Annotated in this window: 16 protein-coding genes; 11 read left to right on the top strand and 5 right to left on the bottom strand. The window is 53.2% G+C overall.

Translation table 11 applies throughout. From position 1 onward, the window contains the following. Position 1 precedes the first annotated feature (1 nt). From ACMAY6_RS00830 to ACMAY6_RS00790, 9 genes are all read left to right on the top strand, one after another. Complete coding sequence (locus ACMAY6_RS00830; RefSeq protein WP_435213614.1) at positions 2-646, top strand: ubiquinone biosynthesis accessory factor UbiJ; 645 nt, start codon at positions 2-4, stop codon at positions 644-646. Next, positions 643-2,205, top strand: a complete 1,563-nt coding sequence (gene ubiB / locus ACMAY6_RS00825; protein WP_435213613.1) for a ubiquinone biosynthesis regulatory protein kinase UbiB — start codon at positions 643-645, stop codon at positions 2,203-2,205. The genes ACMAY6_RS00830 and ubiB overlap by 4 nt, the downstream gene beginning before the upstream one ends. Before the next feature lie 22 nt (positions 2,206-2,227). Then, positions 2,228-2,590, top strand: coding sequence for a phosphoribosyl-AMP cyclohydrolase (gene hisI / locus ACMAY6_RS00820; protein ID WP_435213611.1), 363 nt, complete (start codon positions 2,228-2,230; stop codon positions 2,588-2,590). Then, positions 2,587-2,922 (top strand): phosphoribosyl-ATP diphosphatase, encoded by a 336-nt coding sequence (locus ACMAY6_RS00815; protein WP_435213610.1) that lies wholly within the window; start codon positions 2,587-2,589, stop codon positions 2,920-2,922. The genes hisI and ACMAY6_RS00815 overlap by 4 nt, the downstream gene beginning before the upstream one ends. A gap of 45 nt (positions 2,923-2,967) precedes the next feature. Beyond that, entirely contained in the window at positions 2,968-3,183 is a 216-nt protein-coding gene (locus ACMAY6_RS00810) for a Sec-independent protein translocase subunit TatA (RefSeq protein ID WP_435213608.1), read from the top strand. Between the two features lie 30 nt (positions 3,184-3,213). Continuing rightward, positions 3,214-3,567, top strand: coding sequence for a Sec-independent protein translocase protein TatB (tatB, locus tag ACMAY6_RS00805; RefSeq protein WP_435213606.1), 354 nt, complete (start codon positions 3,214-3,216; stop codon positions 3,565-3,567). 44 nt (positions 3,568-3,611) lie between these two features. After that, positions 3,612-4,337 carry a twin-arginine translocase subunit TatC gene (gene tatC, locus ACMAY6_RS00800; protein WP_435216077.1) on the top strand — a complete coding sequence of 242 codons (726 nt, stop codon included), beginning with the start codon at positions 3,612-3,614 and terminating at the stop codon, positions 4,335-4,337. A gap of 82 nt (positions 4,338-4,419) precedes the next feature. Beyond that, positions 4,420-6,204 (top strand): mechanosensitive ion channel family protein, encoded by a 1,785-nt coding sequence (locus ACMAY6_RS00795; RefSeq protein WP_435213604.1) that lies wholly within the window; start codon positions 4,420-4,422, stop codon positions 6,202-6,204. Further along, positions 6,201-7,997 carry an ABC transporter transmembrane domain-containing protein gene (locus ACMAY6_RS00790; protein WP_435213602.1) on the top strand — a complete coding sequence of 599 codons (1,797 nt, stop codon included), beginning with the start codon at positions 6,201-6,203 and terminating at the stop codon, positions 7,995-7,997. The genes ACMAY6_RS00795 and ACMAY6_RS00790 overlap by 4 nt, the downstream gene beginning before the upstream one ends. Positions 7,998-8,119: 122 nt before the next feature. Here ACMAY6_RS00790 and ACMAY6_RS00785 read toward each other — a convergent pair whose 3' ends face one another. The 5 genes from ACMAY6_RS00785 to ACMAY6_RS00765 form a co-directional block, all read right to left on the bottom strand. Next, on the bottom strand, positions 8,120-9,481 hold the full coding sequence (locus tag ACMAY6_RS00785) for an NAD(P)(+) transhydrogenase (Re/Si-specific) subunit beta (RefSeq protein ID WP_435213601.1): 1,362 nt from the start codon (positions 9,479-9,481) through the stop codon (positions 8,120-8,122). Positions 9,482-9,483: 2 nt separating this feature from the next. After that, positions 9,484-9,768 carry an NAD(P) transhydrogenase subunit alpha gene (locus tag ACMAY6_RS00780; RefSeq protein ID WP_435213599.1) on the bottom strand — a complete coding sequence of 95 codons (285 nt, stop codon included), beginning with the start codon at positions 9,766-9,768 and terminating at the stop codon, positions 9,484-9,486. A gap of 2 nt (positions 9,769-9,770) precedes the next feature. Next, positions 9,771-10,913: a Re/Si-specific NAD(P)(+) transhydrogenase subunit alpha gene (locus ACMAY6_RS00775; protein WP_435213598.1), complete on the bottom strand. Its 1,143-nt coding sequence runs from the start codon at positions 10,911-10,913 to the stop codon at positions 9,771-9,773. 115 nt (positions 10,914-11,028) lie between these two features. Further along, entirely contained in the window at positions 11,029-11,679 is a 651-nt protein-coding gene (locus ACMAY6_RS00770) for a ChrR family anti-sigma-E factor (RefSeq protein ID WP_435213596.1), read from the bottom strand. Between the two features lie 89 nt (positions 11,680-11,768). Beyond that, positions 11,769-12,392, bottom strand: coding sequence for a sigma-70 family RNA polymerase sigma factor (locus tag ACMAY6_RS00765; RefSeq protein WP_435213594.1), 624 nt, complete (start codon positions 12,390-12,392; stop codon positions 11,769-11,771). A 135-nt stretch (positions 12,393-12,527) separates the two neighbouring features. Between ACMAY6_RS00765 and ACMAY6_RS00760 the strand changes: the two genes are divergently transcribed. Both ACMAY6_RS00760 and ACMAY6_RS00755 read left to right on the top strand, forming a co-directional pair. Beyond that, positions 12,528-13,793 carry an NAD(P)/FAD-dependent oxidoreductase gene (locus ACMAY6_RS00760; RefSeq protein WP_435213592.1) on the top strand — a complete coding sequence of 422 codons (1,266 nt, stop codon included), beginning with the start codon at positions 12,528-12,530 and terminating at the stop codon, positions 13,791-13,793. Further along, on the top strand, positions 13,790-14,533 hold the full coding sequence (locus ACMAY6_RS00755) for a DUF1365 domain-containing protein (RefSeq protein WP_435213590.1): 744 nt from the start codon (positions 13,790-13,792) through the stop codon (positions 14,531-14,533). Before ACMAY6_RS00760 ends, ACMAY6_RS00755 begins: the two co-directional genes overlap by 4 nt. The last annotated feature ends 23 nt before the right edge of the window (positions 14,534-14,556 follow it).

Below are 14,556 nucleotides of genomic sequence, written 5' to 3'. Positions count from 1 at the left end.
TGTGAGTACTCAGCATGATCCGGCGGTAATTACCGCCGTCTTAATGGCGGCAGAGGGTGCAATAAATCGTGCCCTTGAGCTAGACCCCGCGAGCGCCCGTGACTTGGCCGGCCTCAGCGGGACCGTATTGGCCATTGAGTGCTTGGCCCCTGCGCTGGAGATTTTTGCTGTCGTTGAATCCGAAGGGCGACTCTACCTGGCATCCTATTGTGAGCAACCGTGCAGCGTCCGTGTCAGAGGAGGTCTAAGTGACTTTCTGGCGCTCACAACCGCTGACGATCCAGCCGTCACATTGATCAACAGTGATCTAGAGATTATCGGCAACAGTGCACCACTTGTCGCACTGCAAACGTTAGTCACCAACATGCAACCAGATTGGGAGGCCCCCTTAGTGGAGGCACTTGGTGACGTCGCGGGACACCAACTGGCCAATCTGCTTAAACAGATTTTCCGCTGGGGGCAAAGCAGCAGTAAAAGTTTGCGGCGGCAACTATCTGAATTCATTCTCGAGGAAGGCAGACTATCGCCACCCGCTGCAGAGCTTGAACACTTTTATCAGGAGATTGACGCCCTTGTTTTAAAAGCGGACCGCCTCGAATCGCGCTTAAAGCGACTGGCGCAACGGCTGGACACCCAAACCTCATGATTGGGCGCGTCCTGACAGTCTGGCGCATTATTAGAAAACAGCGGCTGTATGAGCTTGCACCCGTCCATCGTCAGACAAAATTAGGACGCTTGGTTTTTCAATCTAAGGGCGCTGCGTCAGACCAAAGTCGGGGGCAAAGGTTGCGGGTGGCGCTGGAAACACTGGGCCCCATCTTTATCAAGTTTGGTCAGTTACTGTCCACACGGCGGGATCTCCTACCCGATGATATTGCCGATGAGCTCGCCCAGTTGCAGGATAATGTGCCGCCTTTTCCCTCAAAGGACGCCATTTCTTGTGTCGAGGCTGCCCTGGGCGGACCCCTCAACGAACATTTTGCCACTTTCGAACACGCGCCACTCGCCGCCGCTTCGGTAGCTCAGGTTCACGCTGCAACACTGCCATCAGGGGAAGCAGTCGTTGTTAAGGTTTTGCGTCCCGAAATAGAAGGGCTTATTCGCAAAGATCTCAAACTCATTCAGGCCCTTGCCTGGGCAATAGACCGATTTTTTAAGGACGGGCGGAGACTGAAGCCCCGCGAGGTCGCTGCAGACTACGAGCGAACCATACTCAACGAGCTCGATCTCCGCCGTGAAGCCGGCAATGCCTCGCAGCTGCGCAGAAACTTTTCCGGCAGCAACTTGGTCTATGTACCCGAGATACACTGGCCGCTCACCGCTGAAAAGGTCATGGTCAGTGAGCGTATTTATGGCCTGCCTGTCACCGACGTAGAAGCCCTAAAGCAGCAGGGGGTTGATATGAAGGTTCTGGCGGAGCGTGGCGTAGAAATTTTTTTCACTCAGGTCTTTCGCGACAGCTTTTTTCACGCTGACATGCATCCAGGCAACATTTTCGTCGATGCCAAAGACCCGCTTAACCCCTCGTATTTGGCTATCGACTGCGCCATCGTAGGCCAGCTCGATGAAGACGATCTTTACTACCTGGCACGCAACCTGCTGGCTATTTTCCAACAAGATTACAGACTCGTGGCAAAGCTCCACGTGGAGTGCGGCTGGGTGGCGCCAGACACCTCGATCGCTGAATTTGAATCGGCTATGCGCACGCTCTGTGAACCCGTCTTTGAGCGGCCCCTTGCAGACATCTCTTTCGGGCACATGTTGATCAGCCTCTTTCGTACCGCAGGGCAATTTGAAATGTCGGTTCAACCCCAGCTGGTGCTGCTGCAAAAAACCCTGCTTAATATTGAAGGACTAGGTCGTCAGCTTTATCCCGATCTAAACCTATGGGATACCGCCAAGCCATTTCTGGAACGCTGGCTGGCAGATCGTTACGCACCTCAAACCGTGCTGCGGCGCTTGCAGCAGGACGCCCCCTTTTGGCTGGAAACGCTCCCCCGATTGCCTGATCTCATCATCAAAAATTTGCAGGACCTCCCACCAGACCCGCCCAAAAAAATCACCCTCAATGGCAGGACGATGGCATTCACGCTGCTGGGGCTGGGTTTCATAGCCGTCGGCAGCGGCTCTCCAGAAGAACCCCTCGCCTTTATAGCGGGCGCAGTCTTCATAGTGCTCGCCGCTTTTTCTCCCAAGCAACGCTGACACAGTCTGGCATACTGCACACATGACATCACAAATTGACACAATGACACCCCGTTGGAATGCCCAAGGACTTATCCCGGCTGTGGCCCAAGACGCTGAGAGTGGTGAGGTGCTGATGCTGGCCTGGATGAATGAGGAAGCTTTACGACTCACGCTGGTGGAAAAGAGAGCCGTTTATTGGTCTCGATCTAGGGCCGCGCTGTGGCGAAAGGGAGAAACTTCAGGTCACATTCAGCGCTTAGTTGATATTAAGCTAGATTGCGATGGTGATACCCTGCTACTGAAAGTCGAGCAAACCGGTGCAGCCTGTCACACTGGGCGTTATAGCTGCTTTTTTTATGGTCATACGGGCGATACTTGGGTGGCAGAGGGCGATACCCCATGAGCGACGTACTCGAAGCATTGCAAGAAACGCTTGAAGCCCGAAAGTCTGACGGCGCCGAAAATTCGTATGTGGCAAGTCTGTATGCAAAAGGGCTCAACAAAATTTTAGAAAAGGTCGGTGAAGAAGCCACCGAAACTGTACTTGCGGCCAAGGATTATGACGGCACAGACGCTGCTCGATCGGCCGTTATCGCTGAGACAGCAGACCTCTGGTTTCACTCTCTAGTGATGCTGGCACACCTAGACCTTCGGTATGACGAAGTTCTCGATACACTGGGCAATCGTATTGGCACCTCGGGCATCGAGGAAAAAGCTACAAGAGCTGAAAACTAAACCGCACGCGCGTCGCGCGGTTAGGCAAAAATGGAGAGTACAACTATGGGACTTGGTGGAATTAGTATTTGGCAATTACTGATCATACTGGCGATCGTCGTCATGTTGTTTGGGACCTCGCGCTTAAAAAATATTGGTAGTGATCTTGGAAGCGCCATTAAAGGCTTCAAAAGTAGCGTCAAAGATGAGGGCGGCAAGGATTCGGTGGCTAACGAGCGGCAAGAGTCCGATGTAGACACCAAGGATTCGACCCCGTCTTAATCAGACCCGCACATTTAGGTAGCAATCTCAGTGTTTGATATTGGATTCTTCGAACTGCTTTTAATCAGCATTGTCGGGCTGTTGGTTTTTGGCCCAGAACAATTTCTGGACGCCGTGCGGACCACGCTGCACTGGGTTAAAAAATTCCGCCGCAGTGTGGATGACGTTCGCCTTGAGGTGCAGCGAGAGCTACACAACGATGAAATCTTGAAACAACTCAAGGACAGTGCCTCCGAGCTCGAACACGAAATTCGTGATGTGACCGCCCCTGTGACCGAGAAAATCGCTGCCCTGGAGCAAGAGGCGCAGGCTGAGACCATCCCCAATGAAGACGCAGAGAGTACTGACAAAAAGCCGCTGGAATCTAGGGTAAACCACCCTTGAGCAAGCTATCAGACGCCACTGAGACCGAGCCTCAAAACGATACGATGCAACCCCTTGTGGCGCATCTGGTAGAACTACGCGATCGCCTGCTGCGAGCGGTGCTCGCCATTCTGGTCGCGTTTATCGGCTTGTTCCCTTTTGCCAATGAAATCTACACCTTTGTCTCTCAACCGCTCAGGGAATTGCTTCCGGAAGGATCGAGCATGATCGCAACCGAGGTCGCGTCACCCTTCCTGACCCCATTTAAGCTCACTTTAGTGGTCGCGGTATTTGCCGCTATTCCTTACATATTATTTCAGGTGTGGGCGTTCGTGGCCCCGGGCATGTACCGCAAAGAAAAGCGCATTGCCTTTCCCTTGTTGGCGTCCAGCGTCCTGTTATTTTATGCCGGAGCAGCCTTCGCTTACTTCGTAGTTTTCCCACTTATATTCGCTTTTTTCACCAGCGTCGGCCCCAGCGACATCACCGTAATGACCGATATCAATCGTTATCTGGATTTTGTGCTTAAATTATTTTTTGCATTCGGTATTGCGTTTGAAATTCCAATCGCAGCCATCATTCTGATACTGACGGGGGCCACCACTCCTGAGAAACTTGCCAAAAAGCGCCCCTGGATTATCGTGGGATGTTTCGTGGCAGGCATGCTGCTAACACCACCCGATGTCATTTCACAGTCGCTGCTAGCACTTCCCATGTGGCTGCTATTTGAGCTGGGCATTGTGTTTGGCCGAATGTTACAGCAGCGGTCCTCAAAATCGGAGACACCATGACCAAGCGCTCGGTAAGTTTTGAGGTAAGTGCTCGGGTCTACCTGCGGACACGCTTCGACCTTAATCAACCTGAGAGGTAGTTATGATGAAGTTCTTCTACCAGTGGCTGGTTTTTGGAGTGCTCCTGACAGGCGTTGCCAACGCCCACGCTCAGAGCGCCAAAAACGAGGTTACAAATCAACAAGGCTCCGCGCTAGCTGTCTACCAATCTGAGCAGAAATTAGAGGAGCTCAGCAAGGAAACTAACGAGCGCAAGTTATCTCCCGCCGCCGCACGGACACCTTTGGATGCGATGCTGGGTTTCCGAAAGTATTTACGCGCTGGTAACTTTGATGTTGCAGCTCAGTACCTTGACCTGCGCTACGTACCAGATGAAATTGCGGCAATCGAGCCCCAGAGACTGGCTCAGGCATTGGCTTTTGTTTGGACAAAGCAAAACGTACTAGATATCAGCGTCTTGAGCGACAGCGTGGAAGGGCACCTGGATGATGGCCTTCCCAGCTATCGAGATCAGGTAGGCGAGGTGCAACTGAGCGAGACTGTCGTACCCGTCTTTCTCCAGCGCATTCCCGACAGCCAGGGTGAGTCTGTTTGGCGTATCTCCAATGCCACCGTGGTGCGTATTCCGGACATGTGGGAAGAACACGGCTACTCCGATTGGGCGATCTGGCTCGCTAAAACACTACCCACATTCACGCTTTTGGGTATGACCAACTGGCAAACATTTTCCATGTTTATCGCCCTTGGGCTGCTTTGGGTGATCTCAGGCCTGATTACGCGCCTTATGAGCTGGCTTTCTCTGCGCATTCCTAACAAATTCCCCCTCGCTATCCAGCATTTTTGGGCGCTGCCCATGCGCATTATTATTTATGTCGCACTGCTGCGTATTGCCATGGAGCAGTTGGGCCTGTCGATCACCGCCCGGGTGTACCTGAAAAGCTCACCCCTCGAATATTTAGCAGCGACCGTTTTTATCGTGGCACTTCTCACTTTGTGGCGTGATTATAAATTCAGGCAACTCGAGAGTTCCGGTGATCTATATTTGACCGCACTGCTGCGGCCGCTCATTTTAATGGTGAAAATCATTATTGTGGTCGTGGCCATGCTGGCATGGGCCAAAAACGCCGGGTTTAACATCTCGACACTCATTGCTGGCCTGGGTGTGGGTTCACTAGCCATTGCCTTGGCTGCTCAGCGCACTATGGAGAACATCATTGGTGCGGTCACCATTTATGCGGCTCGACCGATACGACCCGGCGATCTATGCCGCTTTGGCGACCTCAAAGGCACCGTCGAAGAAATTGGACTGCGATCCGTCACTGTGCGAACCCTAGATCGCACCCGAGTCTTTATTCCCAATGCTAAGTTTGCGGCGGATCAGGTTGAAAATATCTCGGTTCGAGATCGCATTCGATTCTTAAAAAACCTCCAGATACAGATGCCAACATCGGAGCAACTTCGGGTCATTCTTGGCGAACTCCGCGAAATGCTATCGGCACACCCTAGGGTCCTGCCAGACACAATTTCAGTGCGGCTTGTAGATATCGAAGCCGCCACCGCGGTATTTAGAGTAGATGCCGGCATTATGACGACAGACTATCAAACCTTTCTCGCCATTGCGGAGGACCTGAACCTACGAATCATTGAGACTGTGCACGAAAATGGCGCTATCTTTTCGGGGCCGGGCCAAGTACTGCAGGTTCGTGATTTCCATAAAGCTAGCGAAGAAACGATGTCAGAGGTCGCGGCTAAGCTTGACGGCTGGAGGGACTCTCAGCAGCTCCCCTTCCCTGACGTATCAGAAGACCGAAAGGCCGAAATCGAAGGTAGCCTAATTTATCCTCCCGCTGGCTCCCCCGATCGATGAGTGGAGACAAGAAAAAACCTCAGGAGATGCCTGAGGAGTCTACCTCGGCTGGATTTACCCCACTGCGTGGTCTGCTTGGGCTGCTGTGGCGACACAAGTTGCGGTTGGTGGCAGCAAGTTTGGCCCTGATTGTTACGTCAATGCTGCAATTATCACTGGGGTATGGCCTGCAGTTGTTAATCGACGATGGCTTTGCCGGTGGCGATCCCGAGGGGTTACGCAACGCGGTGGTATTTATCGTAGCCGTTGGTGCCGCCATGGCAGTCGGGGCTATGGTGCGTTTTTATCTCGTTTCTTGGTTGGGGGAACGGGTCAGCGCCGATCTTCGAAGCGCCGTTTTCTCCAACCTTGTGGGCCTTCATCCCAGCTACTTCGAGTCCAATCAGTCGGGTGAAATTATGTCCCGATTAACGACAGACACCACGTTGCTACAAACACTCATAGGCTCCTCGGTTAGCTTGGCAGCTCGCAACACCCTATCCCTCGTGGGCGCGCTGATCCTAATGCTCATCACTAATTTAAAATTGAGCCTAATTATTCTCGTAGGCGTACCCCTCACCTTGCTGCCTATCTTGTTTTTTGGCCGGCGAGTTCGCAACTTGTCCAATAAAAGCCAACAAACCATTGCCGAAGTGGGCAGTCACGCAGGCGAGATCCTCCAGTCGATCAAGATAGTGCAAAGCTACAATCGAGAAACCATGGAACAAACCGCCTTCGATCGGGATGTAACCATAGCGTTTGATGTGGCCCGCGCTAGGATCCGGCAGCGCGCCCTTCTCACCGGCTTTGCCATTTTACTGTTAGTCGCCGCTATGGCGGGCATGATGTGGAGTGGCGGGCAAGACGTCATTTCAGGCCGTATGTCCGGCGGAGAGATGGGTGCCTTTGTATTCTATGCCGTCATGTTAGGCGCAGCTTTTGCGACGCTGTCGGAAGTCTGGGGGGATCTCCAGCGCGCTGCAGGTGCGGCGGAACGCCTCATGGAGCTGCTGAACGAGACTAGTGTCATCTCCGACAATGGCACAGACATTCCGGACATTCGTTCGCCCATTAGGTTTAATAAAGTCACATTTTCCTATCCCAGTCGACCGGATCAACCCGCACTGACAGATTTTGAGTTATCGGTACCACCCGGAAAATCTCTGGCCCTAGTCGGCCAGTCGGGGGCGGGGAAATCAACGCTCTTTGAACTGTTACAGCGCTTTTATGACCCACAGCAAGGCTCAGTCAGCTACGGAAACTACGATCTGCGCCAAATTCCCCTGGCGGCCTGGCGCGAGCGCGCCGCTTTGGTACCCCAAAGCCCGGTACTTTTTAGTGGCAGTGTTCGTTACAACATCGCCTACGGTAAGCCAGACGCTACCGACGCTGAAATCGAGTCCGCAGCGCGAGCGGCGTATGCACATGACTTTATTTCGCAGTTGCCCGAGGGATATAACAGCCCTCTCGGTGCTCAGGGTGTTCGATTATCGGGTGGTCAGCGCCAACGAATCGCTATCGCGAGAGCGGTCTTGAAGAACCCCGAAATTTTATTACTCGATGAGGCAACCAGCGCCCTAGATACGGAAAGTGAATTTTATGTCCAGCAGGCTCTTGCAGAGATCATGCATGACAGGACGACGATCATAATCGCCCACCGTCTCTCAACGATCATCAATGCCGACAATATTGCTGTAGTAGACCAAGGCCGGGTCGTCGCCACGGGGACTCATAACGAGCTGCTTTCAACGTCACCGCTTTACGCGCGACTTGCCAGTCTGCAGTTTGATCAGGAAAGCGGAAAACCTGAATGATTCGCACCCCTAAGCCGATGTCGTCGAAGCGTTAATGGTATTGTGCCTGCAAAGCCTAAAAGCTTGAAAAAATATCCAAAAAAAAAGCCCGCTAAAAAGCGGGCTTTTTGTCAAAGACTTGTTTAACTGCTGAGCTCTGACACCAGTTTTCCCAAACTCTCTTTAGCATCACCGAAGAGCATGCGGGTATTCTCTTTATAGAACAGAGGATTCTCAATGCCCGCGAAACCCGAGGCCATTGACCGCTTCAGCACGAAAACCGTTCGCGCGTCGGCAACGTTGATTACCGGCATACCGTAAATAGGTGAAGACTCCACCTCTCTAGCGGCGGGATTCACCACGTCGTTGGCGCCAATAACAATGGCCACGTCTACTGTATCCATCCGAGGATTGACCTCGTCCATCTCTAGGAGTTGGTCGTAGGGCACGTCGGCCTCCGCTAACAACACGTTCATGTGCCCCGGCATTCTCCCAGCCACAGGGTGAATACCAAACACCACCTCGGCGCCATTAGCTTCGAGCAGGTTTGAAAGCTCTTTAACGACGTGCTGCGCCTGAGCCACCGCCATGCCGTAACCCGGAACAATCGCTACGCTGCTGGCTGCTTCAAGTATGTAGTAGGCGTCATCGGCGCTGATGGGCTTAATTTCACCCTCAATCTCAGTGACTTCGTTTGAGACGCTCGCAAATCCGGAAAACAAAACATTTGAAAGCGAGCGGTTCATGGCTTTACACATGATCTGGGTCAAAATAATGCCAGAAGCACCCACCAAAGATCCCGCCACAATGAGCACGTTGTTATCAATCGCAAAACCGGCTGCACAAGCGGCAAGCCCTGAGTATGAGTTGAGCAGTGAAATCACCACGGGCATGTCGGCACCGCCAATGGGGATCACCACCATAATGCCAAAAACGAGTGCCAAACCAATGACTGCGTACAAATACAGCGTGTTTGTTGGCTCCATCACAAACAGAGTTGCCCCGCCGATGATACCCAGCACCACCAATGAGTTAACAATTTGCTGCCCGCTAAATACGATTTGCCCGCTACCCAACTTTTCACTCAGTTTGCCGTAAGCGATGAGCGAGCCGGTCAATGTGACGCCCCCGATCAAAATGGACAGAACAATAGTGATCAAGGTGAACGTTGCAGAATCAGGTGACAGAGCGGCCCACCCCACAAGAAGCGACGCGGAACCCCCTAGACCATTAAACAGGGCGACCATCTCAGGCATTGACGTCATCGCAACCGAGCGCGCGACAACAGCACCAATGAGACCGCCGACTACCATGCCTCCAGCGATGTAGGTGTAATCAACGATGCCCTGATCAAGAAGTGCCACAACAATCGCCACCAACATACCAGCGGCAGAGACCATGTTTCCCCGGCGCGCTGTTGCAGGAGAACCCAGCATTTTCAGACCAAAAATAAAGAGGCCCGACGCGACTACATATCCCAAACCCGTCACAAGCGAAGTATCCATTATCAATTCTCCCGCTTCTTGAAGAAGCCCAGCATGCGGTCTGTAACAAGGTAGCCGCCCACGACGTTGATGCTTGCTAGAGCTACGGCACCAGCGCCCAGCCACTGCGCAAGATCGCCTTCTCCGCTGCCAGCTAACGCTACCGCGCCTACGGCCGTGATCCCCGAAACGGCGTTCGCCCCTGACATGAGTGGGGTATGCAATGTTGCTGGGACTTTATTAATCAGCTCAAAACCCAAGAAAACCGAGAGCATGAGAATAAACAGAAGATATTCGGCACCGTTCATGATCAGCTGGCTCCTTCGATGATGTCTTTAATAGTAGGGTGCACAACAGCACCAGCGTGGGTGATAACACAGCCAGGCAGAATGTCGTTTTCCATATCCAAAACGAACGCTCCGGTCTCTTTGTCCCAGGTGTCTTCAACAAGATTGAACATATTGCTGGCGTACATTTGGGTCGCGTCACGTGCCACCAAATTCGCTAAGTTGCCGGTACCCACGATCGTTACGCCGCCCACATCCACAACTTCATCGGGTACTGAGCCTTCAACATTACCGCCGGTCTCAGCCGCCATATCGACCACAACAGATCCGGGAGCCATTCCCGCGACCATATCGGCCGTAACGAGGACCGGTGGCTTTCGCCCAAAGACCTGTGCTGTCGTAATAACCACGTCAGAGTCTGCAATCACGGCCTTTTGGGCTTGCCGCTGAATTTCTACCTGCTCGGGTGTGAGCTCTCGTGCGTAGCCATCTGCAGTTTGACCCGTATCGCCCAGATCGATCTCAAGAAACTTCCCACCCAGTGACTGAACCTGCTCCGCAACCACTGGCCGTGTATCAAAAGCAGTAACACGCGCGCCGAGGCGCTTGGCAGTTGCAATGGCTTGTAAACCCGCCACGCCAGCGCCAATGATGAACACCTTAGAGGGCTTCAAAGTGCCCGCTGGGGTCATCATCATCGGAAAGATTCTGGGTAGCCGCGTCGCGGCCAACATCACCGCCATATAGCCCGCAAGGTTGGCCTGCGAACTTAGCGCATCCATTTTTTGTGAGCGCGTTGATCGGGGAATCATCTCCATGCTCACCGCGGTTATGCTCTTCGCCGCAAACTCGCGAATCAGCGCGTGCTCATTGAAGGGGTCAAGATATGATACATGGATGCACCCCGACTTGAGCTTCGCAATTTCGTCCAGCTCGGGTTTGCGCAAGCGCAGCACCATGTCCGCGCTACCGAGAAGGGCGTCGCGATCTGTCACCACTGACGCGCCTTCTGCGGCGTAGGCTTCATCACTGAAGCCAGCACCGGCGCCTGCGCCACTTTCTATAGCTAAATCAGCTCCAAGTCGAACCAGTTTCTTGACTGTGTCCGGAGTGACAGACGCGCGGTCTTCACCGGGGTGCGTCTCACGGGGTATCGCTAGTCGCATAGTGTCTTAACCTAATATTTTTGTGATTAGAGGCGCGAGAGTGTACACAATGTGAATATTCACGTCTCGCAGAAGTTAGGCGCACTCGTTCTGGGCCCTGTGCCCAAAATCGTACCTAACTGGCGCGGAGTTTGAGGAAAGGGTTAAGCCAGCGATGCTGCCAGCTGGTGAAGCGCAGGGGCGCGTCTAGCACTGTCAAACAAATACAATCTTCGCCATCTAGGGCAACAGGGGCGTGGGTGTCCTCACCGCTCCTAAAAATGAAGTCCCCTGGATGATAGCTGTCTCTGCCATCGCTAAATCCGCCTTCGAGGACGAGAGTCATCTCACTACCGCCATGGGTGTGCTCGGGAATGCGGCCGCCCGCCGCTATGCGCAGCAATGCAAACTCATAGCTTTGGTCGCCTGTGGACAGATAACTGACGCTCAATGCGCGGGTAACGCGCTTCCAAACCAACTGCCCGAAGTCTTTATTAATCAGTCTTTGCAGCAACCCAGGTAGCTCTGATGCTTCAGTCTGACCGCTGTAGGTCAAAGGAGCCGGGTCTTCGAGGCGGGCTAGAACGGTATCGAGGAGCGCCTCTGGCACCGCCACGGGTTCGAGCCGTTCAAGCATGGCTCCACCCACGGTCTGGAGTTGGTCGTCTGTGCGACGACACCGCTCGCAATAAGATAAATGTGCCGCCACGCAAGCGGCTTGCGCAACTGGCAGACTGCCTGCCGCGTGCTCCATTAGGAAATCGTTAGAAGGATGATGCTTTGCCATATCTGTGCTGCCCTTAGTACCCCAGCTTTGCTAAGCGCGGGCTACCTACTGATTGTTTCAGGGATTTACGCCCCAGCTCCACAATCGGTTTACTGCCTGTCCATTTGTACCTGAAGTTTTTGTATGGCGAGCCTCACTCGGGACTTCACGGTGCCCAGCGGCAAGTCGAGCTCGGCTGCCGCCTCAGAATGCGATTTACCTTCCATGTACACCTTGGCCAAAATTTGCGCCTGATCTGGGGGCAACTGTCCCATTAAACCTTTGATGCGATCTGAACCGCGTCGGGTATGGAGTACCGTAAAGGGCTCTTCTCCCTCGAGTTCGATGTTGAGGTCGTCTGCAGCCAGAGGCGTGTCGAACTTTTGCAGCCGGCGAAACATGTCGGTTCGGCAATTCCTAGCAATTGTATAAATCCAAGTGCTGGCAGCCGCTTTTTCTGGATTGAAACCGCTCGCCTTTTGCCAAACCTTGAGCATAACTTCTTGAACAAGCTCGTCGGCATGGGCAGCGGATAGGCTCGATCCGGCTAGCGCAAACGCTTTGATCAGTGGTGCGAAATGCCGGAAAAACCGAGTGAAAGACGCTCTATCACTGCTCTTACCGATCAAGACTAGGCATTCGCTCCACTCATCGGTACGCCGTCCAGTCGGCACAGCCCACTTATTGGAACTGCGACCCGTTTCCGTCTCGCCATCATTTTTGTTTTCGACCATGCCGCACCGTAAAACTTGTGAAATTCTACCAGTTAGCATACACGAAGCTGCAACCATCACAACCACGCTGATCCGCGCCCCTACCAAAGACGTAATCTCTACACGAATATTCTTGGGACTGTGGGTGGCACGCTGGTGAAGGTTGCAATAATCGGGTCAGGCATTTCCGGCTTGGGCTGCGCGCACCGGCTGGCGGCTCTTAGGCATAATGTCGCTGTTTTTGAGGCGTCTGATCGCATTGGCGGCCATACCGCCACTTACGATGTAAAGCTGGGCGCAAGACGCTACGCCATAGATACGGGCTTTATTGTTTACAACGACCACACCTACCCCAATTTTATCGAACTTCTTGAAAGCTTGGGCGTTGCCACTCGCGCCACGGCCATGGGCTTTTCAGTCTCGGATGATACAACCGGGCTTGAATACGCCGGCAACAACCTAAACACCCTGTTTGCGCAGCGGCGTAACTTGGTCTCTCCCAAATTCCTCTCCATGGTGAGAGATATCTTGAGGTTCAATAAAGAATCGGTTGCCGATTTAGATGCCGGGCTTCTAGCTACAGGCGAGTCCCTGGGCTGCTATCTCGAGAGACAGCGCTACAGCGAGGCTTTTTGTAAAGACTACTTGCTGGCGATGACATCTGCCATCTGGTCCGCTGATTTCTCAGACGCCCGAGATTTTCCAGTCGAATTCTTTATCCGATTTTTTCGAAATCATGGCCTTCTTCAGGTTGCTAACCGACCCCAGTGGCGAGTGATAGAAGGCGGCAGCCGCGAGTACATCCCACCACTTACCTTTGGCTTTGAAGACCGGATCTTCCTCAATCATCCCGTTCAACGTGTTGAACGAACCCCGGGAAGAGGCGTCCAGCTGCAGTTTAAAAACGGTTTAAGGCGCCAGTTTGATCAGGTTGTAATTGCCACTCACTCGGATCAAGCTCTCGCCATGCTGGCCGACCCATCGGCCAAAGAGCAGGCGATTCTTGGAGCCATACCCTACCGTGATAACGATGTTGTTCTTCATACTGACGATCGGGTTCTCCCCAGAAATCGTAAAACGTGGTCAAGTTGGAACTATCGCATGCGGCCAGGTAATGACAGGGCGGTGGTGACTTACAATATGAACATTCTGCAGGGAATCCAAGCGCCGGAGACATTTTGCGTAACCCTGAACGACACAGATTCCATCAACCCAGCCCGAATTCTCGGTCGGTTTAACTATGCCCATCCCCAATTCACCGTGGCTGGCGTGGAGGCGCAAGGGCGCTGGGAGGAGATCAATGGCGTTAACAACACTTGGTTCTGCGGTGCTTACTGGCGAAATGGCTTTCATGAAGACGGTCTAGTCAGTGGTCTCAGGGTCGCCGAGGCCTTGGCTGAGACGGATTCAATGGCCGCATGATCTCCAAGCTATATCGTGGCACGTTGTTTCACTGCCGCCACAGCCCCAAGCAACACCGTTTTTCTTACAAAGTCTTTATGCCTCTGGTACAGCTTGATGCGTTACCCGCGTTGACAGACAACATCCCTTTTTGGTCAGCGAGACGCTGGGCGCCCGCAGCGTTTCGACGGGAGGACTTCCTGGGTGACGCTCAAACCCCCCTCATTGAGGCCGTAACAAACTGCATCACTCTTGAGTGTGGTCCTCAGAACCTAGGCCCCATTTTTTTGCTGGCGAACTGGCGCTACTTCGGTATTCAGGCTAACCCTATCGCGTGCTATTTCTGCTATGCCCCCGACGGCCAAACACTGCGTTATATCGTTGCCGAGGTGACCAATACTCCTTGGGATGAACGTCAAAGCTACGTCATTCCCGTGGAGCACTCTCAGGGTAAAGTACACACCGAGTTTCAAAAGACCTTGCATGTCTCTCCTTTCAACCCTATGAACATGAAGTACCGCTGGTCAAGCAGCGCCCCTGGGGATCAGCTGGCCATCAAGCTAAGTGCTTTAGAGGGGACTGAAAAGGTTTTTGATGCCACGCTTTCTTTAGAAGCCCGTCCATTCACGGCGACCCATCTGAACTGGGCGCTTTGGGGGCTGCCATTTATGACACTTAAGGTCATTGCCGCTATTTATTGGCAAGCACTGAAACTTTGGGTAAAAGGGGTGCCGTTTCACCCTCATCCGAATCGGGGATAACCCCGTAATTTTGCTGAAGAGAA

Origin of the sequence: Luminiphilus sp. nBUS_16 (assembly GCF_051201645.1) — a bacterium.
Taxonomy (GTDB): domain Bacteria; phylum Pseudomonadota; class Gammaproteobacteria; order Pseudomonadales; family Halieaceae; genus Luminiphilus.
Note: the sequence above shows the minus strand (reverse complement) of the source record. Positions and strands in the feature narration are given on the sequence as shown.

Excerpts from the sequence above, each read along its gene's own strand:
- ubiB (WP_435213613.1), top strand. The coding sequence starts at position 643 with ATGATTGGGCGCGTCCTGACAGTCTGGCGCATTATTAGAAAACAGCGG.
- hisI (WP_435213611.1), top strand. The coding sequence starts at position 2,228 with ATGACATCACAAATTGACACAATGACACCCCGTTGGAATGCCCAAGGA.
- ACMAY6_RS00815 (WP_435213610.1), top strand. The coding sequence starts at position 2,587 with ATGAGCGACGTACTCGAAGCATTGCAAGAAACGCTTGAAGCCCGAAAG.
- ACMAY6_RS00810 (WP_435213608.1), top strand. The coding sequence starts at position 2,968 with ATGGGACTTGGTGGAATTAGTATTTGGCAATTACTGATCATACTGGCG.
- tatC (WP_435216077.1), top strand. The coding sequence starts at position 3,612 with ATGCAACCCCTTGTGGCGCATCTGGTAGAACTACGCGATCGCCTGCTG.
- ACMAY6_RS00795 (WP_435213604.1), top strand. The coding sequence starts at position 4,420 with ATGATGAAGTTCTTCTACCAGTGGCTGGTTTTTGGAGTGCTCCTGACA.
- ACMAY6_RS00790 (WP_435213602.1), top strand. The coding sequence starts at position 6,201 with ATGAGTGGAGACAAGAAAAAACCTCAGGAGATGCCTGAGGAGTCTACC.
- ACMAY6_RS00785 (WP_435213601.1), bottom strand. The coding sequence starts at position 9,481 with ATGGATACTTCGCTTGTGACGGGTTTGGGATATGTAGTCGCGTCGGGC.
- ACMAY6_RS00780 (WP_435213599.1), bottom strand. The coding sequence starts at position 9,768 with ATGAACGGTGCCGAATATCTTCTGTTTATTCTCATGCTCTCGGTTTTC.
- ACMAY6_RS00775 (WP_435213598.1), bottom strand. The coding sequence starts at position 10,913 with ATGCGACTAGCGATACCCCGTGAGACGCACCCCGGTGAAGACCGCGCG.
- ACMAY6_RS00770 (WP_435213596.1), bottom strand. The coding sequence starts at position 11,679 with ATGGCAAAGCATCATCCTTCTAACGATTTCCTAATGGAGCACGCGGCA.
- ACMAY6_RS00765 (WP_435213594.1), bottom strand. The coding sequence starts at position 12,392 with ATGGTCGAAAACAAAAATGATGGCGAGACGGAAACGGGTCGCAGTTCC.
- ACMAY6_RS00755 (WP_435213590.1), top strand. The coding sequence starts at position 13,790 with ATGATCTCCAAGCTATATCGTGGCACGTTGTTTCACTGCCGCCACAGC.